The following is a 20,762-nucleotide window of genomic DNA, read 5'->3' as shown; positions in this document are numbered from 1 at the left end:
GTATTCCGGATATACACGGCCCCGAAAAACGGGCCGGAGGCCGGCGCCGGATCAGTTGCGAACCAGCGTGACCTCCTCCTCTTCTGGCACATCGTAGTCCGGACGCAAGCCCAGAAGCGGCGCGATCCGGGTGATCATCTCGGCAGCAACCGGCACCGCGGTCCAACCGGCAGTGCGGCGCGGACGGTTGCCCGAAGTCTCGACCGGCTCATCGAGGGTGAGGATCAGCACGTAGCGCGGAGCGTCGGCCGGGAACATCGCCGCGAATGTGGAAATCAGCTTGTCCTTGTAGTAGCCGCCACCGTTTTCCTTGGGCTTGTCAGCCGATCCGGTTTTGCCCGCCACGTGGTAGCCGGGCACATCGCCGAAGCTGGCAGTGCCCTCGGTCACGACGCTGCGCAGCATGCGCCGAGCGCTCGCCGCCGTTTTCTCGGAAAGCAGCCGAGGACCGTAATGCGGACCGTCCTGCTTTATGAGTGTCGGTTGGATCTTGTGACCACCGTTAGCGATCGTCGCATAGCCCGCGGCCAGGTGCAGCGGCGACGCCGACAGCCCGTGCCCGTAGGAGACAGTCACCGTGCTCAACTCCGTCCAGCGCCGCGGCAACAGCGGCTTGCCGGACTGCGCCTCGGAGATTTCGACCCCAGTGGGCTCGAAGAAGCCGAGCGATTTCAGGAAGTCTTGCTGCCGGTCTCCGCCGACGGCGAGCGCGATCTTGGCGGTGCCGCGGTTCGAGCTGTGGGTGATGATTCCCTCGACGGTCTGCTTGCCGTAGTTGTGGCCCTCGAACTCGCCAATCCGGAAGCCCGCAACCTTCATAGGCGGCGAGGTGTCGATCACCGTATCTGCATTGACCAGACCCAGCTCCATCGCTTGCGCAGCGGCGAAGATCTTGAAGGTCGAGCCCAGCTCATAGACGCCCTGCACCGCGTGGTTGAAGATTGGGCTGTCGGACGGGCGCCCCGAGACCGGCGGATGAGGACGGTCGTTGGGATCAAAGTCGGGCAAGGAGACCATCGAGAGGACCTCGCCGGTGTGTACGTCCAGCAGAACCGTGGCCGCCCCACGCGCGTTCATCAGCTTCATGCCGGAGCGAAGCACCGACTCGGCCGCAGCCTGAACCGACAGGTCTATCGAAAGTTCCAGCGGCGCGCCGCCGCGGGCCGGATCGCGCAGTTCCTCGTCGAAGTAGCGTTCGATCCCCGCGGTGCCGATCACCTCGGCAGAGGCAACGCCTTCACGGCCGAAGCTGGCGCCACCTAGGATGTGCGAGGCCAGCTTGCCATTGGGATAGAGCCGCATCTCGCGCGGGCCGAACAGCAAGCCCGGCTCGCCGATGTCGTGCACCGCCTGCATCTGCTCGGGGCTGATCTTCTTCTTGACCCACATGAACTTGCGCTTGGGGTTGGTGAAGTCCTTCAGCAGCCGCTCGCGGTCGAGATCGGGGAAGATCTTCATCAGCTCGTCCGCCGCGCGCACCGGCTCGATCATCTGGTGCGGGTGGGCGTAGAGCGAATGCGTCTCCATGTTCGTCGCCAGAATCCGGCCGTGGCGGTCCACGATATCGGCGCGCGAGGCGAGGATCGAGGCACCGGAGGCAGCGGCCTGCGGCTCCTCGGCCTGGGACTGGGCCAGCATGCCCATGCGCAGGCCGATCACCACGAAGGCGCAGAAGAAAACAAGGCCAAGCACCAGCAGCCGGCCCTCGGCCCGCGTGCGGGCCTTGTCGCGCATCTGTTCGTGCCGGATGCGCAGGTTTTCGCGTTCGATCGCATCCGGGTTCTCGCCGCGGCGCCGGGCGTCAAGAACGCGGGCCAGCGGGCGAAGCGGGATGCGGCCGTTCATTGCAGCGCCCCCGTCCCTGCTCCGGCGCTGGTCACATCAACGAGGTCGTTGAACACCAGCGCACGGTTGTCGGGGTAGTTCACCTGGTCGATGCGGCCGAACTGCTCAGGGCGCATCGGCAAGAGGCCGAGCCGCTCGAAGTTCAATTCGGCGAGATCGCGCAGCCGGTCGGGGCGATTGAGATAGGCCCATTCGGCGCGCAGGATCGACAGCCGGGCGCGGGCGTCACCGATGTCGCGCTGCAGCTGGCGCACGTGGTCCAGCGAGGCCTGGGTCTTGTAGTTCTCGTGGTAGGCCCAGAAGGCCAGCCCGATCATCGCCATGAAGGTGGTGACATAGAGAAGCGTTCGCATCAGCTCTTTCCTCTCAGTTGGGGCATGGAAAGCACCCCCGACTCGATATCTCCGGCCTCGGCCGTGGTGCGGCGCCCGACGCGCAGCCGCGCCGAGCGCGACCGCGGGTTCTGCGCCAGCTCCACGTCGTCCGGCCCCACAGCCTTGCGGGTGACCAGCTCGAAGCGCGGCTGTTCGGTTTCGACCTCGGGTTCGTAACGGCTGACCGAGGACAGCCGGCCCGAGCGCGCCTGCAGGAAGCGTTTGACCATGCGGTCCTCGACCGAATGGAAGGTCACCACGGCCAGCAGACCGCCCGGCTTCAGCGCCCGCTCGGCGGCCATCAGGCCGCGCCAGAGCGCGCCATACTCGTCGTTGACCGCAATGCGCAGCGCCTGGAACGAGCGCGTCGCGGGGTGGGACTGGCCGGGCTTGGGACGCGGCAGGCAGGCCTCGACGATGGACGAGAGCCGCGCCGTGGTCTCGATCGGCTCCAGAGCGCGGGCCTTGACGATGGCCTTGGCGATCCGGCGCGAGGCGCGCTCTTCGCCGAAGGTGTAAAGCACATCCGCCAGCGTGGTCTCATCGAGCCGTTTCACCAGGTCCGCCGCGGTCTCGCCCGACTGCTCCATGCGCATGTCGAGCGGCCCGTCCTTCTGGAAGGAGAAGCCCCGCTCGGCCCGGTCGAGCTGCATCGACGACACGCCAAGATCGAGCACAACGCCGTCAACGTCCGTCGCGTGCGCGTCCATATTGGCAAAATTGTCGAGCACCAGCTCGAGCCGTCCACCGTACTCGCCGATCCAGCTTTCCGCCATCTGGTGCGCCAGCGGATCGCGGTCGATGCCGATCACCTTGTCGGCGCCGGCCTCGAGCAATCCGCGCGAATAGCCCCCTGCCCCGAAGGTTCCGTCAATCCAGGTGCCGCGCACCGGGGCCACGGCGTCCAGCAGCGGCCGCAGCAGGACTGGGACATGCGGAGCGGCGTTGGGGTCTTTGGGCGCCGCCATGGCTCAGGCCTCCTCGGTTTCGTCGTTTTCGTCGAGCAGCTCGAGCGGATCGAAGTCCGCCGGCATCTCGTCGAGGAATTCTGCGGTGCCGCCAAGCTCGATCTCTTCGAAGGTCTCGGGCTTCCAGATCTGGAAGGTGTCTACGTTGGAGGCGAAATACGCCCAGTCCTCGAGACCGATCTTATCACGCAGCTTGGCCGGAAGCACGATGCGTCCAGTTTCATCAACGCTGGTAGTGACGGATTGAGTCGAGAAGAGACGCTCCAGAAGGCGGCGCTTTTGCGAGCCGCGCTTCATCGCCGAGATGCGGTCCTCGACGGCCTCCATCTCCTCGATCGTGTAGCATTCGAGATACTGGCGGCGGTGATCGCCGTAGACGATCACGAAATTCGGGTTGTTCCCGGCAGACCAATCAGGATCACCAGCTTCGAGCACACGGCGAAAAGAGGCTGGGATCGACACCCGCCCCTTGCTGTCCACCTTGTTGCGGCTCTCGCCTCTGAACCTTAGCCTGCGGCCCACTGTCCCTACTCTCGCCCCCTAGAACGAAATACGGCGGGTTGATCTGCTGCCACCGATCAACCCGCCGCCTTGACCCGTGTTACGGGCTGGTCCAGCTACGCACGCCACCTGGGGGGATGTCTGCTCGCTCACGCGCTGGATTCTTCATGTCAACGAAGGGCGGGTGCCTGTATGAACCTGCTCGTTTTATATTTCTGGGATGTTCGCCGGGGTCGTTTGCTGCCCCTTATCCCGTCCCTTCGTCGTGATTAATGGTATGTCATGGGATTTCATGGGAAGCAATAGAAATCTGCGGGAGAATCCCACTGCATGTTGTCCTGCAGACCCCTGCGGAACAACATATTGAGGCAAATTTGCACCTCATTCACGAATATGTGGTAAGCGGGAACCCACCCATCACAAGATGTGGTAACGCCAGCGTGAGAAAAAAACTCCCACAAAATCCCAAAAAATTTTTCAACGACCGGCGGAATCGCGGTTTCGTGAGCATGTGTCATGGCGCGTAGAGTGCTTCAACCCTTGAATCAGCGCTGGTTTGCTTGCCGTTGCGACCTGCGCCCGCGGGGCCACAAACGCTCCGGTCAGCCCGGTCCCACGTTTTCCCATGCCACCCATGAAATCCCATCCCATGCATTCCCATCGCGCCGCGCGTCCGGGCAGCTGTAGCGTGACAGGTAAACTTGCAGTGAATTACAGCCAAACTTGCAGCAAACGACTTTTGAACAACGGGCGTTTCGAGCGGGTTTGAACGGGTCGTTCAACAGCGGTTGAAGACCACCCCCCTCCTCGCGCCGAACCATCGCCGTACAGCGAGACACGGAGAGGTGGCGCCAGTGCCGCCCCTACTCCAGCACCATTTTGGAACCTCAATTTCCTTGGCACTGAAGCCAAGCAGCAACAGCAGATCCAAAGTCGCGCCCAACGCTCCCTTGATCAAACCTTCATCCAGGTCGACCCGAGCCAGACCAGGGTCAAGGAGCCCAACGCAGAAAGAACAACGTCAGAGCCGCCAAGCTCCATGTTGTAAGCTGCGCCGTCCTGGAAGGTGATGTCCCAACTCCCTGCGGTCGATGAGACGAAAGTGACCTTCTGCCCAGCGACGACCCCATCAGGCATCACGCCAAAGATGCGCGCTGCGCCTGTTGCGTTGATTTCGCAGACAATGTGGTCATCACCCCGGCTGAGAAGATCGACGGACTGGTTGTTGCCTGCCAGTTGCCGTGTCATGTGTGCAGACCGGCCAGTCCCGTCTTCAGCGCGCCATTTTACCGGCCCAGTGAACCCAACGCCGCCAGCGCCGGTTATCATATTGGTAGTTGGGTCCACTCCCAACTTCTCGGTCACGACTTCGTCTGGCGCGAAAGAACATACCGCAGTTGCGGCAGTTGCCTTGTAAAACACGGCATTCAGATAGGAATCATTAAACGTCCGTACTTCACCGCCGATCCAGCTGCACGCGGTATCTCCATCCCCCTGAATAGCCCCATAACTGATCGCCGCTGGGTTCACATCTTGAAGATCGAAAATCACCTTGGCGCCGCGCGCATCGACCGCACAATCACTGAGATTGAGTGCACGATAATAGTTGGCCTCTGCCGGACCTCCGGCTTTGATACTCACAGTTCCTCTGAGCTTCAGTGATCCGGCGATACTTGATACAACGCGGCCATATTTCCGCGACCGGAACGATCCACCGTGGATCTCCACATCTACCTCGCCCCACGAGAGGAGCGGATAACGGTCTACATCGACATTAGCACTCTCAATAATTGCCGATGACGGATCGGTGACGCCATCCTCGGTGAAGAACAAGATGCCGTCTTTGCCGTTGTAGGCTTGGGGGTTGATCAGCTTATGGCCTATGCCACGAAGAACAAACTGACCCCCTCCAGTGGTTCCGCCGGAAGACACGCAGCTGGCGAAAGTGATGTTCTCCGAACCATGGTGCGTGTCAAAGCCTGCCTGTGAATTTCCGTTTGACTGGCCGGTGACGAGACCACCATATGCAGCGCCGTAAAAATGCAGGTCATCGCTGTCGGCAGCAACAAGAGGCATGTTGGTGGTGAACCCGTGCCGGTTTGCGCCGGAGTCAATATCGGCACGGAGACCCTGCGACCCACCATTGTTGATGAGATAGCCGTACTGGGCATTATATTCGTCGTTTCTAAGGTCTTTGCCTACCGCACGAGCGATCGGCTCCATGCATCCGGTAGCGTTGATCGCAGAGTTGTAGGAGTGCCCGATTTCCACATCTATGGAAAGATCAGAGACACCATAAAGATGCATCGGGCTCCCATGCCAATCAGCATCGTGACCTTCCTCGTACCGAATGAGACCACCTTTCCAGGCGAACCGACGTTTGGGCATCCGTCCAATGCGGGGCTTTGTCGTCATATCCCATGGCACGGGCCGATCAAGGGTGACGACGTTACCGCTGATAGCCTCGATGTAGGCCATGAATCCACGCCGATAGTCGGTGCCATCTCCAGGTGCTGCCCGAGTGCACCTCTGCTTATCGTCACTAACGACTTTGACCAGATCGCGAACCGCATATGCGGTCCCATCTGTCACTGTGATTGCCTTGCGCGGCCCCCAGTAATCATCCCCGTCGATTGTATTGATCGTCTGGATTTCTTCCCATGCCGGAGGAGCCGCGCGGAAGAACGTGATATCATCCTCGACAGTGATTTCACCCCCATGCGCCCAGATCAGGGCACTGTCGAGATCACCAACCTCGAAAATGGTGGCCGCACTGTAGAGACCCGAGGGGAGCCTGATCAGACGCCCAGGGAATTCGGAAGCCGACCGCCGCAGCGCGAGGCAGATATCCCCGCCATCCGCCGCAGAGATCATCGCCTGAACATTGACCTCGTGGTCTGGATTGTACTTCACCTTGAAGCCGAGACCGGTCGCAAGGTGACCAGTTGAAGAGCGAAGGTAATTCCGGCCGGTTTTGGTCTGATAGAGCGCGCCGTCTCCGCGATCCTCGTCAAGCGACGTCTGAAGCGAGAGCGTGTCGTCGTAGACGCGCTCAACGATCATACCTGGCTGCTTCAGCGTGTCCTTCGAGACCCGCCCGACAGTGCCGTCTTTGTTCCCGATCAGCTCGTCGAGGTCTTCCAGCTCGTCCAGGTCAACTGATCTCACGCCATTGCTGGGCATCTTGTCACGCTCCTAGCTGATCACGGCGGCCACCGGGCCGCTGACTGCGGCCTCCTGTCCGTCGCTGTTGAGGGGTTTGAAATAGTAGTCCCAGCTGCCCTGCGGGGCGCAGGCAGCGGTCAGGACGTAGAAGGTGATCTCGTCGATCGCGCCGTCGAAGTCCGCGCTGGCGGCGAAGGCCACTGTGTTATTGCCGCTAACCGCCAGCAGCTCGGCCGCGTGCCAGCCGTTCGAGTTGATCGCATCGCCGGACACCGTCGAGCCCCCGGTCAGCCGCGGCGTCACGCTGCCCTGCGTCCGCCCCGAGACGGCGAAGGCCACACGGGCCGTCTTGCCCGCCGCGATCGAGATACCCTGACTGAGGCTGCTGGCCACGCCTGCCGCATGCCCTGCAACGCCGGTGCTGATCGTCCAACCGGTGCCTTTCGTCCAGTCGCTATCGATCGAAAACTCGCCGTTGACCAGCTGTGTAACGCGGGTTTCATCGCCGTCGATGACGGTGACCGAAACCCCGGAAATAACCGGGATAGGCGCGCCAACAGCATGCGCCTGCACATCGAGTGTGCCCCCGGCCGGGACGCGGTAGAGCTGGACTTCCGTGGTACCGCCCGGCGGGATACCCAGCGTGAGCCGGGCGTGCCCAAGACCGCCGACAGCCGTGATCGCGCTGGCGTCCAGCGAGGTGGGCAGCGCTTCAGCGCCCGAGCCGACCAAGTGCTCGATGATCGACGTGTAGCTTCCCTCAGTGCCATCGCGCGCGATCGCCACCGCTCGGAGCTGGATGGTCTCACCATCGACATAGCCCGCAACCTCGAAGCCGCCGGACGCCTGCGGTGCCAGCACCGATGTCCAGCTCCCGGCGCCGAGGAGCCGGTGCTGCAAGCGATACTGGGCGATGTAGCTGGTCTCCCCCGAGCCAGGCGTGAGTCGTACGGTCACCGCAAGATCGGAGCTCGATCCGCTATAGAAGGATGATCCGTAGACCGAGCTGTCGATGAAGACAAAGCGCGGGATCAGCGGCACGCCCGCGGAAAAGCTGATGACCTCACCCACGATGCCATCCCATTCGCTCGGCACCTCTGCGTCGGTCAGGTCGTCGATGACGGTTGCCTCTGCAGCGAGGCGCATCTGCACCGAGAGGTTTTCACCAGGCTCCACGTCAAGAACTCGAGCCGCCAAGCTTTCGGTCCCGAGCGTTCCAAAATGCACCAGGCTTCCCACCTCGGGCCGCTCAGTGCTGCCACCGATCAAGAGGCCAATCTCACCCTCGACCTCGACGACTTCGACGGCCACGACCGCCGAGGCACCGATGACATCCTGCGCGTCCTCGAAGACTCGGAAGCGCAAGCCGTACTGCTCGCCGATCTCGACCTCCAGCTCCTCGTCGACAAACACCGTCGCATCGTCAACGTCGATCACCCGCGCGGCGATCTGCGTCTGATCCAGCACGTAGTGCGAGACCATCACCAGATCGCCGCGCGTGGCGACGCGGGCGGCACCGTCCTGCATGCAGGTGAAGGTGTCAGGCCGATGCTCGATCTCGTACATGCGCCGGCGCGCTTCGGTCCAAATCTCGACGGGGTCCGTCTTGCCAGGCAGTGCCAGCTCCTCGGTCAGGGTGATGTCGCCGGAATGCCCGACCCAGGGCACGACTCGCTCGGCGAGCTCGTAGCTATTCGTCTCGTCGTTGAAGGAAATGCGCAGCCCGTGCGGCGGGTCGATGTACTGGCGCGACCAGCGGAAGTCGTAGCTGTTGCGCGGGTTGAGGTGATCGACGGCGAGTTCCCGCGGCCGATCGACCACCACGCCCCATTTCAACCCATCGTGGCGATAGGAGGCGCGGCCCGCGGCGCAGATCGCGCGTAGCATGTCCCCGAGGCTCTCGGCGCTCTCATGGATGCGGTCGTACTTCAGGCCCTTCAGGGAGCAGTACTCGTGCCACTCCTGGACTTGGTCCCAGTCGATCTCGGCCGAGGTCACGGGATAGGGGTTGGCCGGGCCGGTCAGGGCCGCGACATAGGCCGAGGCGGGGTTGCGCGGCAGGCCTTCCGCCCAGGCGTCGCCGTCCCAGTCGAGGGCGTAGCGCTTCACCAGGGCGTTCACCGCATCGAGTTGGCCGTTCAGCTGGTAGGTCGCGCGCACGCGCATGGCGAGCAGCGCCAGCGGCTTGTCGCTATTGATCGGATACTCGGGCCGGATCGACTGCACGCCCGCCAGCATGACCTTGTTGATGTACCGCGAGTTCGTGCTGTCGTTCGAGATCTTCGTGACCTCGATCTGCCACCGCCCGCGGCTCGGCAGCTCCCAGGTGTGCTGGCGGAAGAACGGGTCGGCCCGCTTGGCCAGGAAGTCGATCGTCGTGACCTCCTGCCAGGCATCGCCGTCGTTCAGCCGCTGGCGGATGCGCACGGACACCCCCATCTGCCGCTCGTCGTATTCGCGGCTGTAGCGGATGAGGCCCGAGGGGAAGAAGAACACCAGCGAGACGCTCTCGGCACCCCCTGCTGTCATGCGGACGACGGGTGTCTCCACCCCTTCCTCGCCGATGATTTCGCCCGCGTCATCTCGAGGCTGCGGGCGGACCAGCTCTACCTGCTCGGGATCCTCGATCACCTGGCGCGGATAGAGCGTGACGGGATAGTCGCCCGGCCTACCCTCGCGCAGTTCGTATTCGACGTTCCGGAACTCCGAGATCGGCGTATCGCCGATCCGGATGTCGCTTATGTCGAGTGGTCCGTAACCGAAGCAAAAGAGCGCCACGACGTCCTGCTCGTCGCCGGTGATCTGGGAATAGGAAGTCGCCGCGAAGGGCGGGCCGTAGCGGTGATGCCCGAGGGGGTACGGCACCGGCTCGTCGCGCCGGATCGAGTTCTGCCAGCCAGAGAGCGTGTAGCGGTTGCGCGTGGCATCGCGCTCGGTAGCCGGCTCCACCGGGATCAGCGAGTTGATCAGGGCGGCGCCAACCATGTTGAGCCCCATGGCGACCAGGCTGACACCGAGCTGGCTGGTGACCCCGATCATGGGCGCGATGCAGGGCGCGAGAGCGATGGCGGCGATGGTCACCACAGCCAGCATCACGCTCCGGAACCCGTCGCTGCCGGGCACGAGGCGGATCACCACGCGCACGCCCGGCCGGGGGCGAACCTGCCCCCAGTAGCGCGGATCGATCAGCGCGGCGCCGGCCTCGCTGATCAGCGTGACGCGCAGCTGCGCACGGTCCACTTCGGTGTGCCCTGGCAGCGCCAGATTGACCGCATCGGCAAGCGTGCCGCCGGCAGGCATCTCAAGCTCCTGGCGGGCCGCGCCGGGGTCGATAATTGGCGCGAAGAGCAGCTTGGTGGCGGCTTCAGCCATTGCGCACCTCCGCGTGGCGCCATGCACCCAGGGACCGCGAAACCCAGTAGCTGTCGGCGAGGCGCGCGAGCTTGGAGCCAGTGCGATCCATGTGCAGCATCCAATGCCGATCGACGCAGATTCCGAGGTGCTGGGCGTAGCTGCCACGGCGGAAGAGCAGCAGGTCGAACGGCAGCGGCTCGGTCACCTCGAGCCACGGATGCGCGGCGGCGGTCTCGCCGATCAGCGCCGCCACGTCGGCCGCGCCAGAGGCGCAGACCGAGGCAGCGTAGCTCGGCAGCTCGACCTGCAGGAGGTCGCGCTAGACGAGGCGTGCGAGGCCCCAGCAGTCGCATCCAGCGCGGGTGCGGCCGACCTGGGCGTAGGGGATGCCGAGATAGTCGATGGTCCAGTTCATCGGTGCAGTCCCGGGAAACGGTCGCGGGTGAAACGGTCCATGGGGACCACCTCCTCTTCGATGGGTTGGCGGGAAACCTGCAGGGTGATCTCACCGGCATCGCCCTCGCTCGAGATGAGCTTGAGGTTGCGGTACTCGACCTCGACGTCATTCGGGCTCGAGGCGAGGACGACCGCCATGTGGACGGTCGCGCGGCGGACCACTGAGCGCAGCTGGTCGGCGATGCGGTTGTCGACGTTCTCCAGGACGAGCTGCGCCGCCGGCGGCGCGTCCTCCTGGTCGCCCGGCAGCTCGGCCGAGGCGAGCACGAAGAGGAAGGGCTCGGTGGTGGGATTGGACCCCAGCCAAGTCGAGCGCGTGCCGTACATGAGCGGGTCGGCCGAGAGCCGCACCGTGGGGTCCGTCGAGATGCGGATCGGCGCGGGCAGCGCGCTGTGCTCGAACTGGAAGAGCACCACCTCGACCTCGGAGGTGGTGGCCGCGTCGAAGGCGGTGCGGGCGTTGAGGGAGACGCGTCTCATGGCATCACCCAGACCGAGAACCCGATGGTGAAGCTCATGCCCTGGATGGTCTCGACCGGCGGCTCATCCCCGAAGAGACAGAGCAGCTGCTTCGACAGCAAGATGGGCTGGCCGCTCTCGGTCAGCACGTAGGCGCCGCTCTCGGTGAGCATCGGCCAGCCGTCGGTGACCGGGTCCGGCATCCAGAAAGGCAGCGAGCCGTGGCGGGCGTCCTGCTCGTAGAAGCGATCGAACTGCGCCTTCTCGGAGCGCGAGAGCACCACCGAGAGCGAGAGCCCGCGCGCAACGCTCGAATAGCGGCGACGGAAGCCCGGCGGGCCGGCGTCGGCCTGCTTGCGCAGGCGCGGATCGGCGTTCTGCGCCTGGTAACCGCTCCGGAGCGGGCGCGGCAGGCTGGAGGGCCAAGTAAGCACACTCATCGGCGCGGCCTCCTCGGGGTCAGACCAAAGGCGTTGCGCATGGTGCGGCGCCCCTTGCCGCCCGGCGCGGTGAGGCCATCGGCGACGGCATCGGAGAGCACGTAGCGGGCGCGGCGCTGGCCGGAGGGCAAGGTCTCCTCTTCGACCTTGGCGGTCATCGGCTTGCCCGGCGGGGTCTGGATCACCGGCGCGGCGAGGCCAGCAGCGCCCGTGCGACCTCTGGCGCCGAACATGCCGCCATTGGCCATGGCCGGAATGCTGCCCATGCTGCCGGAGTTGATCGCCTCGAGCAGCGCCCGGTGGCGGGAGGTTGACCGGGCGTTGACGATGAATTCGCCCGAGCTGATCCAGGTGAGCCCCTTGTCGGCGCGGCTGGCGCCAGGGCCATACTGCATGCCGCCATCGGCGTTCGCCGGGATGGCTGCAGCTGCTGCCCCCGCATCTGCGCCCTTGCCGAGCCCGATCGCGCTCGCGAGCTGGCCCATGAGACCGCCGCTGTCGCCGCCCCCGAGGAGCGAGGCGAAGGGCCCCTCCCCGAGGAGCAACGCTTGCATCGCGGCGTCATACAGCGCGTCGCCGAGGCGCGCGACGGCGGCGGTGGCCGCGTCCCCGCCCTTCGCCATGTCCGCGAAGAAATCCGCCCCGGTGCTGCGGAAGGAATCGTATTTCGCCTGGGTGTCGTCGAGCGCCGCCTGTTCCTCGATCCGTGTTCCGATGACTTCGGCCAGTGCCGTGCGCTCGGCCTCGGTGGCGTCCTTCAGCACTTCGCGGTTGCGGATCAGCTCCTTCTGCACGGGATCGATCTCGCGCAGGATGTCGAGCTCTTCCTGCTCGCGGGCGATCAGCTCGGCGACGGCATCTCGGTCCGACTTGCCGCCCTTCCGGGTCTTGGTCTTCTTGTCCACTTTCGGCAGGCCGGTGCGGCTGCGCGGCGGGCGCCCGTCGAGGTTGCCGTACCCGAGGTTGTTGAAGCCGGTCCAGTTCTGCTGGTCCTCGATCGAGCCGATACCGCCGAAGCCGAGACCGCCGTCGTCGGGCGTCACGTCGGACATGCCGGCGCTCTGGTTCAGCGCGGCGTTGTAGCGCTCGGCCTCGTCGGCAGCGATACCCATGTTGGTGGCGAGCAGTCGTGCCTGATCCGACAGGCCGAGCAGGTCGGTGTTGCGAACAGCGGCTTCCATGTCGAGCTGGTGCTCGAGCGCATCGCGCAGTTCGTTCTTCGTGTCCTCAGAGACGTTCCAACCGGCAATCTGCTCTTCCAGCGTCCGCCGCGCCGCATCCGCCTTGGCATTTTCGGCCTGGACGCTGTCCGCGCCATAGCGCAGCGAGGCCTGCTGAACGGCGTTCTGGTCGCGCATGATGTCGAGCTGCGACTGCGCCTCGGCGGTGTCCTTCTGACGCTGCAGATAGGCCTTCGCCGCCGCATCCGCCTGGTCGCGGACGTCCTGCGGGATGGCTGAGCTGAGGGCCTTGATACGCATCAGCGTCGGCAGGATATTCGCCAGGCTGTCGTAGAGCGCCCTTTGCTCGATCGACATGCTATCGAACCCGCCGGCCGCTTCCTTCAGCGTGTCCTGCAGGGTCTTCACCGCGGCGATTTGCTGATCGATACCATCGGCACTGCCAAGAGTACCGATCTGTGCCTTGATCTGGTCGAGGAGCGGGTCGCGTCCGGTGCGCGCCAGTTTGCGGTTGCTGTCTGCAAAGGCCCGGCGCAGCACTCCGCTGTCGAGGCTATCGGCCAGACTGTCGCCCGCCTTTGACGCGTCGAGCAGCATCTTATCAAGAGCCAGGGACTTCAATTCCCGGTGCAGCTCCCGCGCACCCTGCCCAGCGCTGCCGAAGGCCTTACGCATGTCGTCGAGGCTCATCGTCGACAGATCGGCGAAGTCCTCGATCGAGGTGCCAAGCCGGTCGAGCACGTCCTCCATCGACTCGGCTTCGTCCTTTGAACTGGTCAGCCAGTTCGACATGGCGCTCGCCGCGGCGATTGTGCCAACCGTGATCAGCGTCACGGGATTGATCAACCCCATGAAGGCCGTGCCCAGCGCGCGCACCGCCGCCCCCGCGCCCATCGGACCGATGACCTGGCTGATCTGGGTGCCCTGCTGGAGCGCCAGTTGCAGCGGGTTCTGCCCCGCCGCCATCATGACGCCGATGTCGTTGAACTGCGCGGTGAGGTTGGCAACGCTGCCGGCGGCGATCTTGGTGCTGTCGCCCGCCCCCTGCGCCCCGCCGCGGATGCGCGCCCAGGTCGCGGAGGCAGAGCTGCGCAGCCGGGCAAAGAGCGAGGTGGTTTGCCGGGTCTCGGTGCCGATCTTCTGGATGGCATCGCCTGTGGCCTTGCCATCGACCGTCACCTTGTCGAGCGCGGTGTCGAGCTTGTTCGTCTCGGACCCAAGATCGGTGACGCTGGTGGTGGTCGTGCGCGTGCTGCTGCCAAGGTCATCGATGGCGCGCTTGGCCTCGGCGCCCTCGGCGCTCACTTCGTCCAGGGCGACAGTCAGCTTGTCGGTCTGAGCGCGCAGGCCATCGACCTCGGCCTTGGCCTGTTTGCCGTCCGCCTGCAGGAGTGCGAAGAACCTGAGCGCCACTTTAATCCCCGTTCAATACCGCTTTCGCGCCTGCCTCGATGACCCGCAGTTCCATCCACTGCTCGGAGGTCATCTCGATCCCGGCGAGCCTCAGGCCCGCCTCCGCCGCTCCGTGATCGAGCCCGATCCACACGGGCCGATCGCCGAAGCGGGGCAGCACCTTCCATTGCGTCTGGATTGCGAGGAACGCCTGCACAACGGCGGTGTGCTCTTCCCAGACCGCCTCGGAGGGTGCGGGCTCCGCCTGGAGAACGGCCGGGTCGATCCCGAAGAAGGCGGCGTCGCTATTGAGCTCCACCGTGACCCGGCCATCGTCATCCAGCGTGCCGAGCGCCCAGGCGCGCCCGGCCCACTTCAGTTTCCCGCTTTGGCCTCGAAGTAGCCGCGGTTGTAGGACCGCATCAGCGCGAGCCGGACGTCCGAGAAGCCGAGCAACTGCTCGAGCAGTTGGGCGCTGTAGGCAAGCGGCGCATCGCCCTCACCGAGCACGTCCTCGAGGTCCGCGATAGAGGCGCGCAGGAAGTCCCGCTGCCCCTCGGCCGTGTTGAAGTCGAAGCCAGCGATGGTTTCATCGGGCAGCACCCGGTAGTGGGCGGTAAAGTCGTCGCTGCGGACCTGGACAGGTGCAGAGAAGCGGCGCTCGGTTGCGATCTTGAAAGCCATGGGACGGCTCCTTTCAGGGTCAGGTCAGGGTGAGGGTCCACTGGTCGTTGCCGGCGTCTGGCAGCGGCACGAGGTTGAGCGACCATTCCTTGATGCCCTGACCTTCGGTCAGACCCGAGGGGCGCTGCATCTGTGCCTGGGGCACGTCGATGGTTGCGATGTTGCCGGCGGTCTTGCCGTGGGCCAGCGCGATGGCGACGGTCTCCTGGTCGCGCGCCAGGGCGAAGGGATCGAGCGTTGCCAGGGCGACCGCCTCGATCTGCGTCTCGACCATGTCACTGCGGTCCACGATGACGATCTGCTCGGCATCCGGGCCGATCAGGAAGCGGCCCTGGACATCGTTGCCGAGGCCGAGGCGGAAGTTGCGCATCACGTGGTTGGTGCCGCCGATGGTGAAGGTCGGGGTATTGGCCTTCGAGCCCGCGAGCGGCTTGAGGAAGGCCGAGTAGTCGGCACTGGGCAGCGCGGCCGCGACCGGCTTCACCCAGAGGCCGGTAAAGGTGAACTCCAGCTGCGGGATCGCCGAGGCATTGACGGTGATGTTGCAATCGCCGCGCGCGCCGACCAGGGCGTAGAGGGTGCCGTCGATGTTGAGGTAGATCGTGGCGCTCTCGAAGCCGCCCGAGATCGGGTTGTAGATCACGCTGGTGCTGGCGTTCAGCGTCTCGGCCACGCCGCAGGCGCGGAGGAGCGGCCCCCAGGCCGGCGCGGTGCCGGCGGTGCCAGAGCCCGCCAACTCGACGCGGAACGTCATGGTGGCGTGCAGGTCTGTCGGGATGGTGCCGGATGCGCCGAGGAACGGCGTGTCGTGGCCGCGCTCGAGGTCCGAGCCCTCCATCGGGTTGATCGAGATCTCCGAGGCCAGCATCGCGTTGGCCGCGCCGGTCGGAACCTCGTCCAAGCCATAGCTCGCCTCGATGGCGGCGAGCAGCACCTTCTTGCGGAAGTACAGGGCCATTTAAGCCTCCCTTTTCGCGGCGGGTTTCGCCTTTGCCGCTTTGGCGGCCGTGGTGGGTTTCGGGTCCTGGGCAAGCGTCAGCTCGCCCTTCTCATCCCGGGTGTAGCTGCCACCCGAGCTGGGGAGTTTCGGCGCGGTCATGGCGTGATCCTCAGCTGGTCTTCGATGGTGAACTCGACCTGGTAGCCCAAGAGGCCACTGTCGGTCGGAATGATGTTGGCGCGGCTCAGCTCGAAGACGCCCGTCTCGTCGCCGGGCGCCCAGCCCGCCACCGCACCGACGATCTCGTCGACCAGGGGCGCAAGGCGCGAGAGCGCGCGTTCTCCGGCGGCATCCACCGACCGGGTGAGCAGCACCACGGCGATCGCCCGGCGCACGCTCTGGCGGAAGACACCGGTGGCCGCGTCGGCAGCGAGGCCGGCAAGGCCAAGCGGCAGGACGTAGGCGCGCACGCCGCTGGCCGGGAGGCGCTTGGTCTGCATCAGGTCCGCGAACTCGGCCGCGCCGTCGATGCGGCCGGCAAGGTCCGGCACCCGGGCAGTCAGCCGATCGGTGAGCGCGTCGATCATCAGATGAACCCCTTGAGGCTCGTCTCGGTCATCGGGCGCTCACGGTCCGTCACCCGCGCGCCGGCGCTGCCGGTGGTGGCCGGGGTGACGCCTGCGGCATCGAGCTTGAGCGTGCCGGCGGCGATCTGCTGCAGCTGGCGGATCGCTTCCTTGTAGTCGGCTGCGATCTTGTCGTCCGGCTTGTAGATGCAGAGGTTCCAGATGGTGATCTGGCGGGAGATCGTGCCGATGATCGCCGGGGTTACCGAGAGCGGCAGGATGTAGCGCCCTGCGAGGTAGCCATCGATCAGCGCATCGGCATCGGAGATGGCCCGGTTCACGACATCAGCGTCCACGGTGCCGGTGGCGGTCTCGCCCCGGTCGGTGAGGTCGATCAGCATCGCCTCGCCGTAGCGCTCGGTCAGATCGGCTTGCGTGGTGTAGGCCAAGGGTCAGCTCCTGAAGAAAGGCCCGGCGACGTGACGGATCGCGCCGCCGGGAAGGTGTCTCCGAGGCAGGAGAGCAGTGATTATTCGTCCACGTCGGGGAGGAGCACGACGAGGGCCGGATCGCCCATCAGGGCTTCGATCTCAGCATCGGTCAGCTCCTCGAGCGGAATGCGGGTCGGGACCTGGCCGAACTTACGGCCGCCTCGCCACCGGCCCTTGCGCGGGCCGATCACCTCGAGCTCGCGCCCTTCGGTGCGCTCGGTCAGCTCCTGCGCCTGCTCGTCGTCACCGGCTTGCTCGCCAGTGGCTGCGGCCTGGGCGTCAGGGACCATGGGCTGCGCCTCGCCTGCATCGGATTGCGCTTCTGCGCCCGCAGGATCGGTGCCGGCGGGGAGGCCGTCCCTCTCCCCCGCCGGGGCCGCTCCCGATGCCGCCGGAGTGACAGCGGCCGGGGGTGGCGTCTTCTTGGCCTTGGCTTCCGCCTTGGCCACGCGATCGGCGAGCTTCGCGTCGCCGATGTTGCCCGGGATGGAGAGGCCAAGCTCTTTGGCCGTCTCCTCCAGGGCGATGCGTTCAGGGGTTTTCTCGCTCATGGCTCAGCCCTCGGATCAGGCGAGCCAGGGCACGACGAGCAGCTCGGCGGTGCCTTTCCACTCGTTGCTCTCACCGCCGGCGGCATACTCGGAGTTGAGCAGCTTCTGAGCGGCGGAGCGCAGGCTCGGCGGCACGACGAGCAGGTTGGGCTTGAGGCCGAGCGGACGCCCGCCATCCCCCTTCATGCCCTCGACCGCCGCATAGGCCGCGCCGTAGCTGGTGGCGTCGAGCGTCTGCTTCGAGCCATAGGCCATCTGCGGCACGCCAAAGCCCACGTTGCCACGCCAGTCCGCGCCGTAGACGAAGGTGTTGTTGGTGAACACGTTGTCGTCGGTGTCGCGATCCTTCGAGGTGAAGGTGATCGGCTTGCGCTCCTGCAGGATGACCGGCTTGAGCGCGCGGTTGGTGCAGAGCAGGAACCAGGGCGTGCCCGAGCCGCCGCCGGAGTTCGAGAAGACCGTCTCCTCGCCATCCTCGCCGGTGATCGGGTGATCGGTGTCGAAGAAGTTCTGGCCGTCCCAGCACTCGGTCTCGAAGCCCGCCTTCAGCAGGTTCCACACCAGCTGCTCGGGATAGCTGCCCGCCGCCTCGCCCATCATGGTGAACATGGGCGTGTAGACGCCGAGGTTGTCGTCTTCGATGTCGTTGCGGTTCACTTCCACGGATTTCTGGAAGTGCTTGTTGCGGATCGTGTAGCCAGCCTCGGACATGCCATCGATCTGACGCGGGCCGATCCACTCGGTCATGCCGCTCATCTGCTTGAGCCAGCCGTAGGTGTTCTCGCCGGTGTTCGAGCGGATCGTCATCGCGACGCGATCGCGCATCGTGGGGGCTTCGCCCAGGGCGCGCTGGAACTCGGTTTTGAACCCGGCCCGGAGCGCCGCAACTGCGGTAGAGGTGATGAACATGGAAGTGGTCTCCTGTCAGGATCAGGCGAAGGCGCCGGTGAGCGCTTCGTCGAAGCGGACCCAGACGCCGCCGGCGTCCACGTCATCGACGATGCCGGCCGGGGAACGGGTCGAGGTGCCGTCGGTCTTCGCCACGGTCTGATCGTCCACCGCGTAGCAGACGGCCCCGATGTCGGCGGCAGCGATCTCGTCGGTGCTCGCCGAGTTCGCCATGTGGAAGACGCCCGGGCGGTAGCGCACGGTCAGATCGCCTGCCGAGCCCGCGGCGTTGTCCGCCAGTGCCTCGGCCACGCCGACGCCGGTGAGCCCGGTGGCGGTCTGGCCTTCGACCAGGTTGCCCGATGCGTCGCGCATCACCATGGCGCCGGGGTAGATGGTGGTGGATGCCGCAACCGCGCCGGCGCGGTAGTCGCCATCGCGGCGGGGCGTCAGACGGCCCTGGGTCAGCGCGGTCATTGCTGGCTCTCCTCTTCACGAAGGGTCTTTTGCATAGCCGCCGGATCGACGCCGATCAGGTCGGCGATCTGGCGCTGCTCGGTGCTGAGCGCGGCCTGACCGTCGGCGGGCTTCGGCGGCTCGATCGAGGTCGGGCTGGCGCCAAGCGTCGGCAGGGCGGCGATCAGGTCGCGGGCACGCTGGGGGTTCTCCATGTGCAGCGCGACGTAGTTCTCGCGGGACGCCTTCACGCCGACGCGCTTGTCGCGGATCGCCTGGTCAACGAAGGCCTCGGCATCGCGCTTCTTGTTGCCCTCGCGCAGCTCGGTGACCTCGGTCTGCAGCGCGGCGAGCGCCTGGCCCTGGTCCGTGCTGGCGGACCGCAGGCCGCTGGCGGTGGCGAGGATGGCGGTCAGGCTCGCCTCGCCTTCGATGCCCAGGGCGGAGCCGATGGTCGAGAGTGCCTCGTTCGGCACTTCGGTCGGGTCCTTCGCCTTTTCCAGGGCGGCGAGAACGTCTTCCTCCGAGGCATCCTCGGAGAGGCCAAGCGACTTGGCCACCTTGCTCAGGAACATGTCCGTCTCCTTCGTGCTGAGCGGTGTGAGATTTGCGACCGAGGGGTCGTTGGTCAGTGCGGCGCGCGCGATGGCCCGCACCTCCCTCGTGCGCTCGTCGAACTCGATGACCGGAGAGACGCCCCAATAGGCGCGATCGCTGAGCAGCTCGGTGCCGCGCGACGTCCAGTCGACGCGTCCCCAGATGCCGTTCTCGCGCTCTTCCATCTCGGTGATGTAGCCGACGGCCGGGGCCTCGAGCCCAAGCTTGGCGGCGGTCTCGGTGGAGTGGTTGAGATCGACGTGGAGCTTGGCCCTGCGGCGGAAGCTCTCCTCGATCGTGGCGGCGGCGTCCTGGTAGCTCCAGGGGCCGCGGCCATCACGCGCCTTGAACCGGCCCTTCGGGACCAGGTGGATCCACTCGGGGACAGGCCCGGCGGCGGATGCCCCGGGAAGTTCGAGCGCGGAGAGAGGAATGAGGACGGTATCGGTCATGAGGCGAGATTGCCGAAGCACGCCGATCCGATACATTCGCACGCGTGGTGCGGGGTAAGACCCGAGGTTCTATGCGGGCAGCCTGCGCCGCCCCGGCAGTGCCGTCAATGCTCGAAGTGAAGACGATTCTCAGCCCTTATGAGCGCCCCGTTGAACTTTGTGAGAAACGTGCCAAGATGAGCGCGCGTAGTTGGAAATTCATTTCGTGATTCAGAGATTCCCAATGAACATTAGTGTCGATCAACTTGAGCCAATCTTGAACAGCACGGCCCAACACACGACTTGGGCTCTCGCATTGCTGGGGGGCTCACTTGCAACAGTCATTGGCACATCGCATGTTTCTCCGAAGTCAGCCGCAGGCCGAAGTATATATATGCTCTTTGTTCCAGCTTGGTTTCTGTTAGGGATCTCGATCTACTATGGTGACCTTGTGGCCAGGCACGCCATTTCACTGATCTACGTGGGCAGCGACACGGCGACGCACGTTCATCGCAGCATCAACGAGAATTTCGGAAGCCAGATTCTGTGGCTTAAGTGGTCTGTCGGGATCATGGCCGTTTGGCTTGCGCTCTACGTCTTTTGGTGGATGTATTTTAGAGAAGTCGCAGAGGAGTAAGGCCTTTGAAAATCGCTCAAGCAATATTGGGGGTTGCCGTTTCGCTAGCCCCGCTGAGCTCTCTTGCTCAAGATGGTCCGCAGTGCCCTTGTACGCCATATCCTTTCGAACCCGATCCCCCATGTTTTGATATCTGCGCCGCGGTCACGACCACAACAGTGCCGCTAGAAACGCTGAGCGCTTCACTAGAACTTACTGACGAAGCGATATTTGAGATCTTAGAAGTCAAAGACCAAGGTTTCCCCCGTCCAGCAAGCCTGTCTGAAGCGTATTCAGAAGAGGTCCAGGAAATAATCCGCAGCGCATTCATCGAAGCCGACCAAGACACTGTACAGCAGATGATCTCAGAATACATCGCCCCGTCATTCAAATAACCCTCTATCTTC

General features: G+C 64.9%; 21 protein-coding genes. 1 reads left to right on the top strand and 20 read right to left on the bottom strand.

Annotated elements, in window-relative coordinates; all coding sequences use genetic code 11:
- Positions 1-51: 51 nt before the first annotated feature.
- From CEW88_RS05005 to CEW88_RS04915, 20 genes are all read right to left on the bottom strand, one after another.
- Positions 52-1,845, bottom strand: a complete 1,794-nt coding sequence (locus CEW88_RS05005; protein WP_108964966.1) for a peptidoglycan D,D-transpeptidase FtsI family protein — start codon at positions 1,843-1,845, stop codon at positions 52-54.
- Entirely contained in the window at positions 1,842-2,198 is a 357-nt protein-coding gene (ftsL, locus tag CEW88_RS05000; protein ID WP_108964965.1) for a cell division protein FtsL, read from the bottom strand. The genes CEW88_RS05005 and ftsL overlap by 4 nt, the downstream gene beginning before the upstream one ends.
- Positions 2,198-3,187 carry a 16S rRNA (cytosine(1402)-N(4))-methyltransferase RsmH gene (gene rsmH / locus CEW88_RS04995; RefSeq protein ID WP_108964964.1) on the bottom strand — a complete coding sequence of 330 codons (990 nt, stop codon included), beginning with the start codon at positions 3,185-3,187 and terminating at the stop codon, positions 2,198-2,200. Before rsmH ends, ftsL begins: the two co-directional genes overlap by 1 nt.
- A 3-nt stretch (positions 3,188-3,190) precedes the next feature.
- The gene (mraZ, locus tag CEW88_RS04990; RefSeq protein WP_108964963.1) at positions 3,191-3,709 is read right to left on the bottom strand and encodes a division/cell wall cluster transcriptional repressor MraZ; all 519 of its coding nucleotides are present in this window, start codon (positions 3,707-3,709) and stop codon (positions 3,191-3,193) included.
- Positions 3,710-4,642: 933 nt separating this feature from the next.
- Complete coding sequence (locus tag CEW88_RS04985) at positions 4,643-6,871, bottom strand: hypothetical protein (protein WP_159099560.1); 2,229 nt, start codon at positions 6,869-6,871, stop codon at positions 4,643-4,645.
- Positions 6,872-6,883: 12 nt separating this feature from the next.
- The gene (gene gpJ / locus CEW88_RS04980; protein ID WP_108964961.1) at positions 6,884-10,225 is read right to left on the bottom strand and encodes a TipJ family phage tail tip protein; all 3,342 of its coding nucleotides are present in this window, start codon (positions 10,223-10,225) and stop codon (positions 6,884-6,886) included.
- The gene (locus CEW88_RS04975) at positions 10,218-10,505 is read right to left on the bottom strand and encodes an NlpC/P60 family protein (RefSeq protein WP_302664669.1); all 288 of its coding nucleotides are present in this window, start codon (positions 10,503-10,505) and stop codon (positions 10,218-10,220) included. Before CEW88_RS04975 ends, gpJ begins: the two co-directional genes overlap by 8 nt.
- Positions 10,506-10,618: 113 nt before the next feature.
- Positions 10,619-11,143 carry a hypothetical protein gene (locus CEW88_RS04970; RefSeq protein ID WP_108964959.1) on the bottom strand — a complete coding sequence of 175 codons (525 nt, stop codon included), beginning with the start codon at positions 11,141-11,143 and terminating at the stop codon, positions 10,619-10,621.
- On the bottom strand, positions 11,140-11,562 hold the full coding sequence (locus CEW88_RS04965; RefSeq protein ID WP_108964958.1) for a hypothetical protein: 423 nt from the start codon (positions 11,560-11,562) through the stop codon (positions 11,140-11,142). The genes CEW88_RS04970 and CEW88_RS04965 overlap by 4 nt, the downstream gene beginning before the upstream one ends.
- Positions 11,559-14,156: a phage tail length tape measure family protein gene (locus tag CEW88_RS04960; protein WP_159099559.1), complete on the bottom strand. Its 2,598-nt coding sequence runs from the start codon at positions 14,154-14,156 to the stop codon at positions 11,559-11,561. The genes CEW88_RS04965 and CEW88_RS04960 overlap by 4 nt, the downstream gene beginning before the upstream one ends.
- Position 14,157: 1 nt before the next feature.
- Positions 14,158-14,454 (bottom strand): DUF1799 domain-containing protein, encoded by a 297-nt coding sequence (locus tag CEW88_RS04955; protein WP_254694440.1) that lies wholly within the window; start codon positions 14,452-14,454, stop codon positions 14,158-14,160.
- A 56-nt stretch (positions 14,455-14,510) separates the two neighbouring features.
- Positions 14,511-14,819 (bottom strand): hypothetical protein, encoded by a 309-nt coding sequence (locus CEW88_RS04950; protein WP_108964955.1) that lies wholly within the window; start codon positions 14,817-14,819, stop codon positions 14,511-14,513.
- Positions 14,820-14,838: 19 nt separating this feature from the next.
- A complete protein-coding gene (locus tag CEW88_RS04945) occupies positions 14,839-15,777 on the bottom strand; it encodes a phage tail tube protein (protein ID WP_108964954.1) in 939 nt (312 codons plus the stop codon).
- Positions 15,778-15,918 carry a hypothetical protein gene (locus CEW88_RS24715; protein ID WP_193989055.1) on the bottom strand — a complete coding sequence of 47 codons (141 nt, stop codon included), beginning with the start codon at positions 15,916-15,918 and terminating at the stop codon, positions 15,778-15,780.
- On the bottom strand, positions 15,915-16,346 hold the full coding sequence (locus CEW88_RS04940) for a phage tail terminator protein (protein WP_108964953.1): 432 nt from the start codon (positions 16,344-16,346) through the stop codon (positions 15,915-15,917). Before CEW88_RS04940 ends, CEW88_RS24715 begins: the two co-directional genes overlap by 4 nt.
- Positions 16,346-16,774 (bottom strand): gp436 family protein, encoded by a 429-nt coding sequence (locus CEW88_RS04935; protein ID WP_108964952.1) that lies wholly within the window; start codon positions 16,772-16,774, stop codon positions 16,346-16,348. The genes CEW88_RS04940 and CEW88_RS04935 overlap by 1 nt, the downstream gene beginning before the upstream one ends.
- Positions 16,775-16,854: 80 nt before the next feature.
- Positions 16,855-17,367 (bottom strand): hypothetical protein, encoded by a 513-nt coding sequence (locus CEW88_RS04930; RefSeq protein ID WP_108964951.1) that lies wholly within the window; start codon positions 17,365-17,367, stop codon positions 16,855-16,857.
- Positions 17,368-17,382: 15 nt separating this feature from the next.
- A complete protein-coding gene (locus tag CEW88_RS04925; protein ID WP_108964950.1) occupies positions 17,383-18,276 on the bottom strand; it encodes a Mu-like prophage major head subunit gpT family protein in 894 nt (297 codons plus the stop codon).
- Between the two features lie 21 nt (positions 18,277-18,297).
- On the bottom strand, positions 18,298-18,732 hold the full coding sequence (locus tag CEW88_RS04920) for a hypothetical protein (protein WP_108964949.1): 435 nt from the start codon (positions 18,730-18,732) through the stop codon (positions 18,298-18,300).
- Positions 18,729-19,760 (bottom strand): phage protease, encoded by a 1,032-nt coding sequence (locus tag CEW88_RS04915; RefSeq protein WP_159099558.1) that lies wholly within the window; start codon positions 19,758-19,760, stop codon positions 18,729-18,731. The genes CEW88_RS04920 and CEW88_RS04915 overlap by 4 nt, the downstream gene beginning before the upstream one ends.
- A gap of 621 nt (positions 19,761-20,381) precedes the next feature.
- On the opposite strand from CEW88_RS04915, the gene CEW88_RS24435 reads away from it, so the two are divergent.
- Positions 20,382-20,750: a hypothetical protein gene (locus CEW88_RS24435; RefSeq protein WP_159099557.1), complete on the top strand. Its 369-nt coding sequence runs from the start codon at positions 20,382-20,384 to the stop codon at positions 20,748-20,750.
- Positions 20,751-20,762: the final 12 nt, after the last annotated feature.

The sequence above is a fragment of the Alloyangia pacifica genome (assembly GCF_003111685.1).
GTDB classification, from domain to species: domain Bacteria; phylum Pseudomonadota; class Alphaproteobacteria; order Rhodobacterales; family Rhodobacteraceae; genus Salipiger; species Salipiger pacificus_A.
The sequence above is the reverse complement of the archived record's forward strand: the minus strand, read 5'-3'. Positions and strand labels throughout refer to the sequence as shown.

Excerpts from the sequence above, each read along its gene's own strand:
- CEW88_RS05005 (WP_108964966.1), bottom strand. The coding sequence starts at position 1,845 with ATGAACGGCCGCATCCCGCTTCGCCCGCTGGCCCGCGTTCTTGACGCC.
- ftsL (WP_108964965.1), bottom strand. The coding sequence starts at position 2,198 with ATGCGAACGCTTCTCTATGTCACCACCTTCATGGCGATGATCGGGCTG.
- rsmH (WP_108964964.1), bottom strand. The coding sequence starts at position 3,187 with ATGGCGGCGCCCAAAGACCCCAACGCCGCTCCGCATGTCCCAGTCCTG.
- CEW88_RS04985 (WP_159099560.1), bottom strand. The coding sequence starts at position 6,871 with ATGCCCAGCAATGGCGTGAGATCAGTTGACCTGGACGAGCTGGAAGAC.
- gpJ (WP_108964961.1), bottom strand. The coding sequence starts at position 10,225 with ATGGCTGAAGCCGCCACCAAGCTGCTCTTCGCGCCAATTATCGACCCC.
- CEW88_RS04970 (WP_108964959.1), bottom strand. The coding sequence starts at position 11,143 with ATGAGACGCGTCTCCCTCAACGCCCGCACCGCCTTCGACGCGGCCACC.
- CEW88_RS04965 (WP_108964958.1), bottom strand. The coding sequence starts at position 11,562 with ATGAGTGTGCTTACTTGGCCCTCCAGCCTGCCGCGCCCGCTCCGGAGC.
- CEW88_RS04950 (WP_108964955.1), bottom strand. The coding sequence starts at position 14,819 with ATGGCTTTCAAGATCGCAACCGAGCGCCGCTTCTCTGCACCTGTCCAG.
- CEW88_RS04945 (WP_108964954.1), bottom strand. The coding sequence starts at position 15,777 with ATGGCCCTGTACTTCCGCAAGAAGGTGCTGCTCGCCGCCATCGAGGCG.
- CEW88_RS24715 (WP_193989055.1), bottom strand. The coding sequence starts at position 15,918 with ATGACCGCGCCGAAACTCCCCAGCTCGGGTGGCAGCTACACCCGGGAT.
- CEW88_RS04940 (WP_108964953.1), bottom strand. The coding sequence starts at position 16,346 with ATGATCGACGCGCTCACCGATCGGCTGACTGCCCGGGTGCCGGACCTT.
- CEW88_RS04930 (WP_108964951.1), bottom strand. The coding sequence starts at position 17,367 with ATGAGCGAGAAAACCCCTGAACGCATCGCCCTGGAGGAGACGGCCAAA.
- CEW88_RS04925 (WP_108964950.1), bottom strand. The coding sequence starts at position 18,276 with ATGTTCATCACCTCTACCGCAGTTGCGGCGCTCCGGGCCGGGTTCAAA.
- CEW88_RS04920 (WP_108964949.1), bottom strand. The coding sequence starts at position 18,732 with ATGACCGCGCTGACCCAGGGCCGTCTGACGCCCCGCCGCGATGGCGAC.
- CEW88_RS04915 (WP_159099558.1), bottom strand. The coding sequence starts at position 19,760 with ATGACCGATACCGTCCTCATTCCTCTCTCCGCGCTCGAACTTCCCGGG.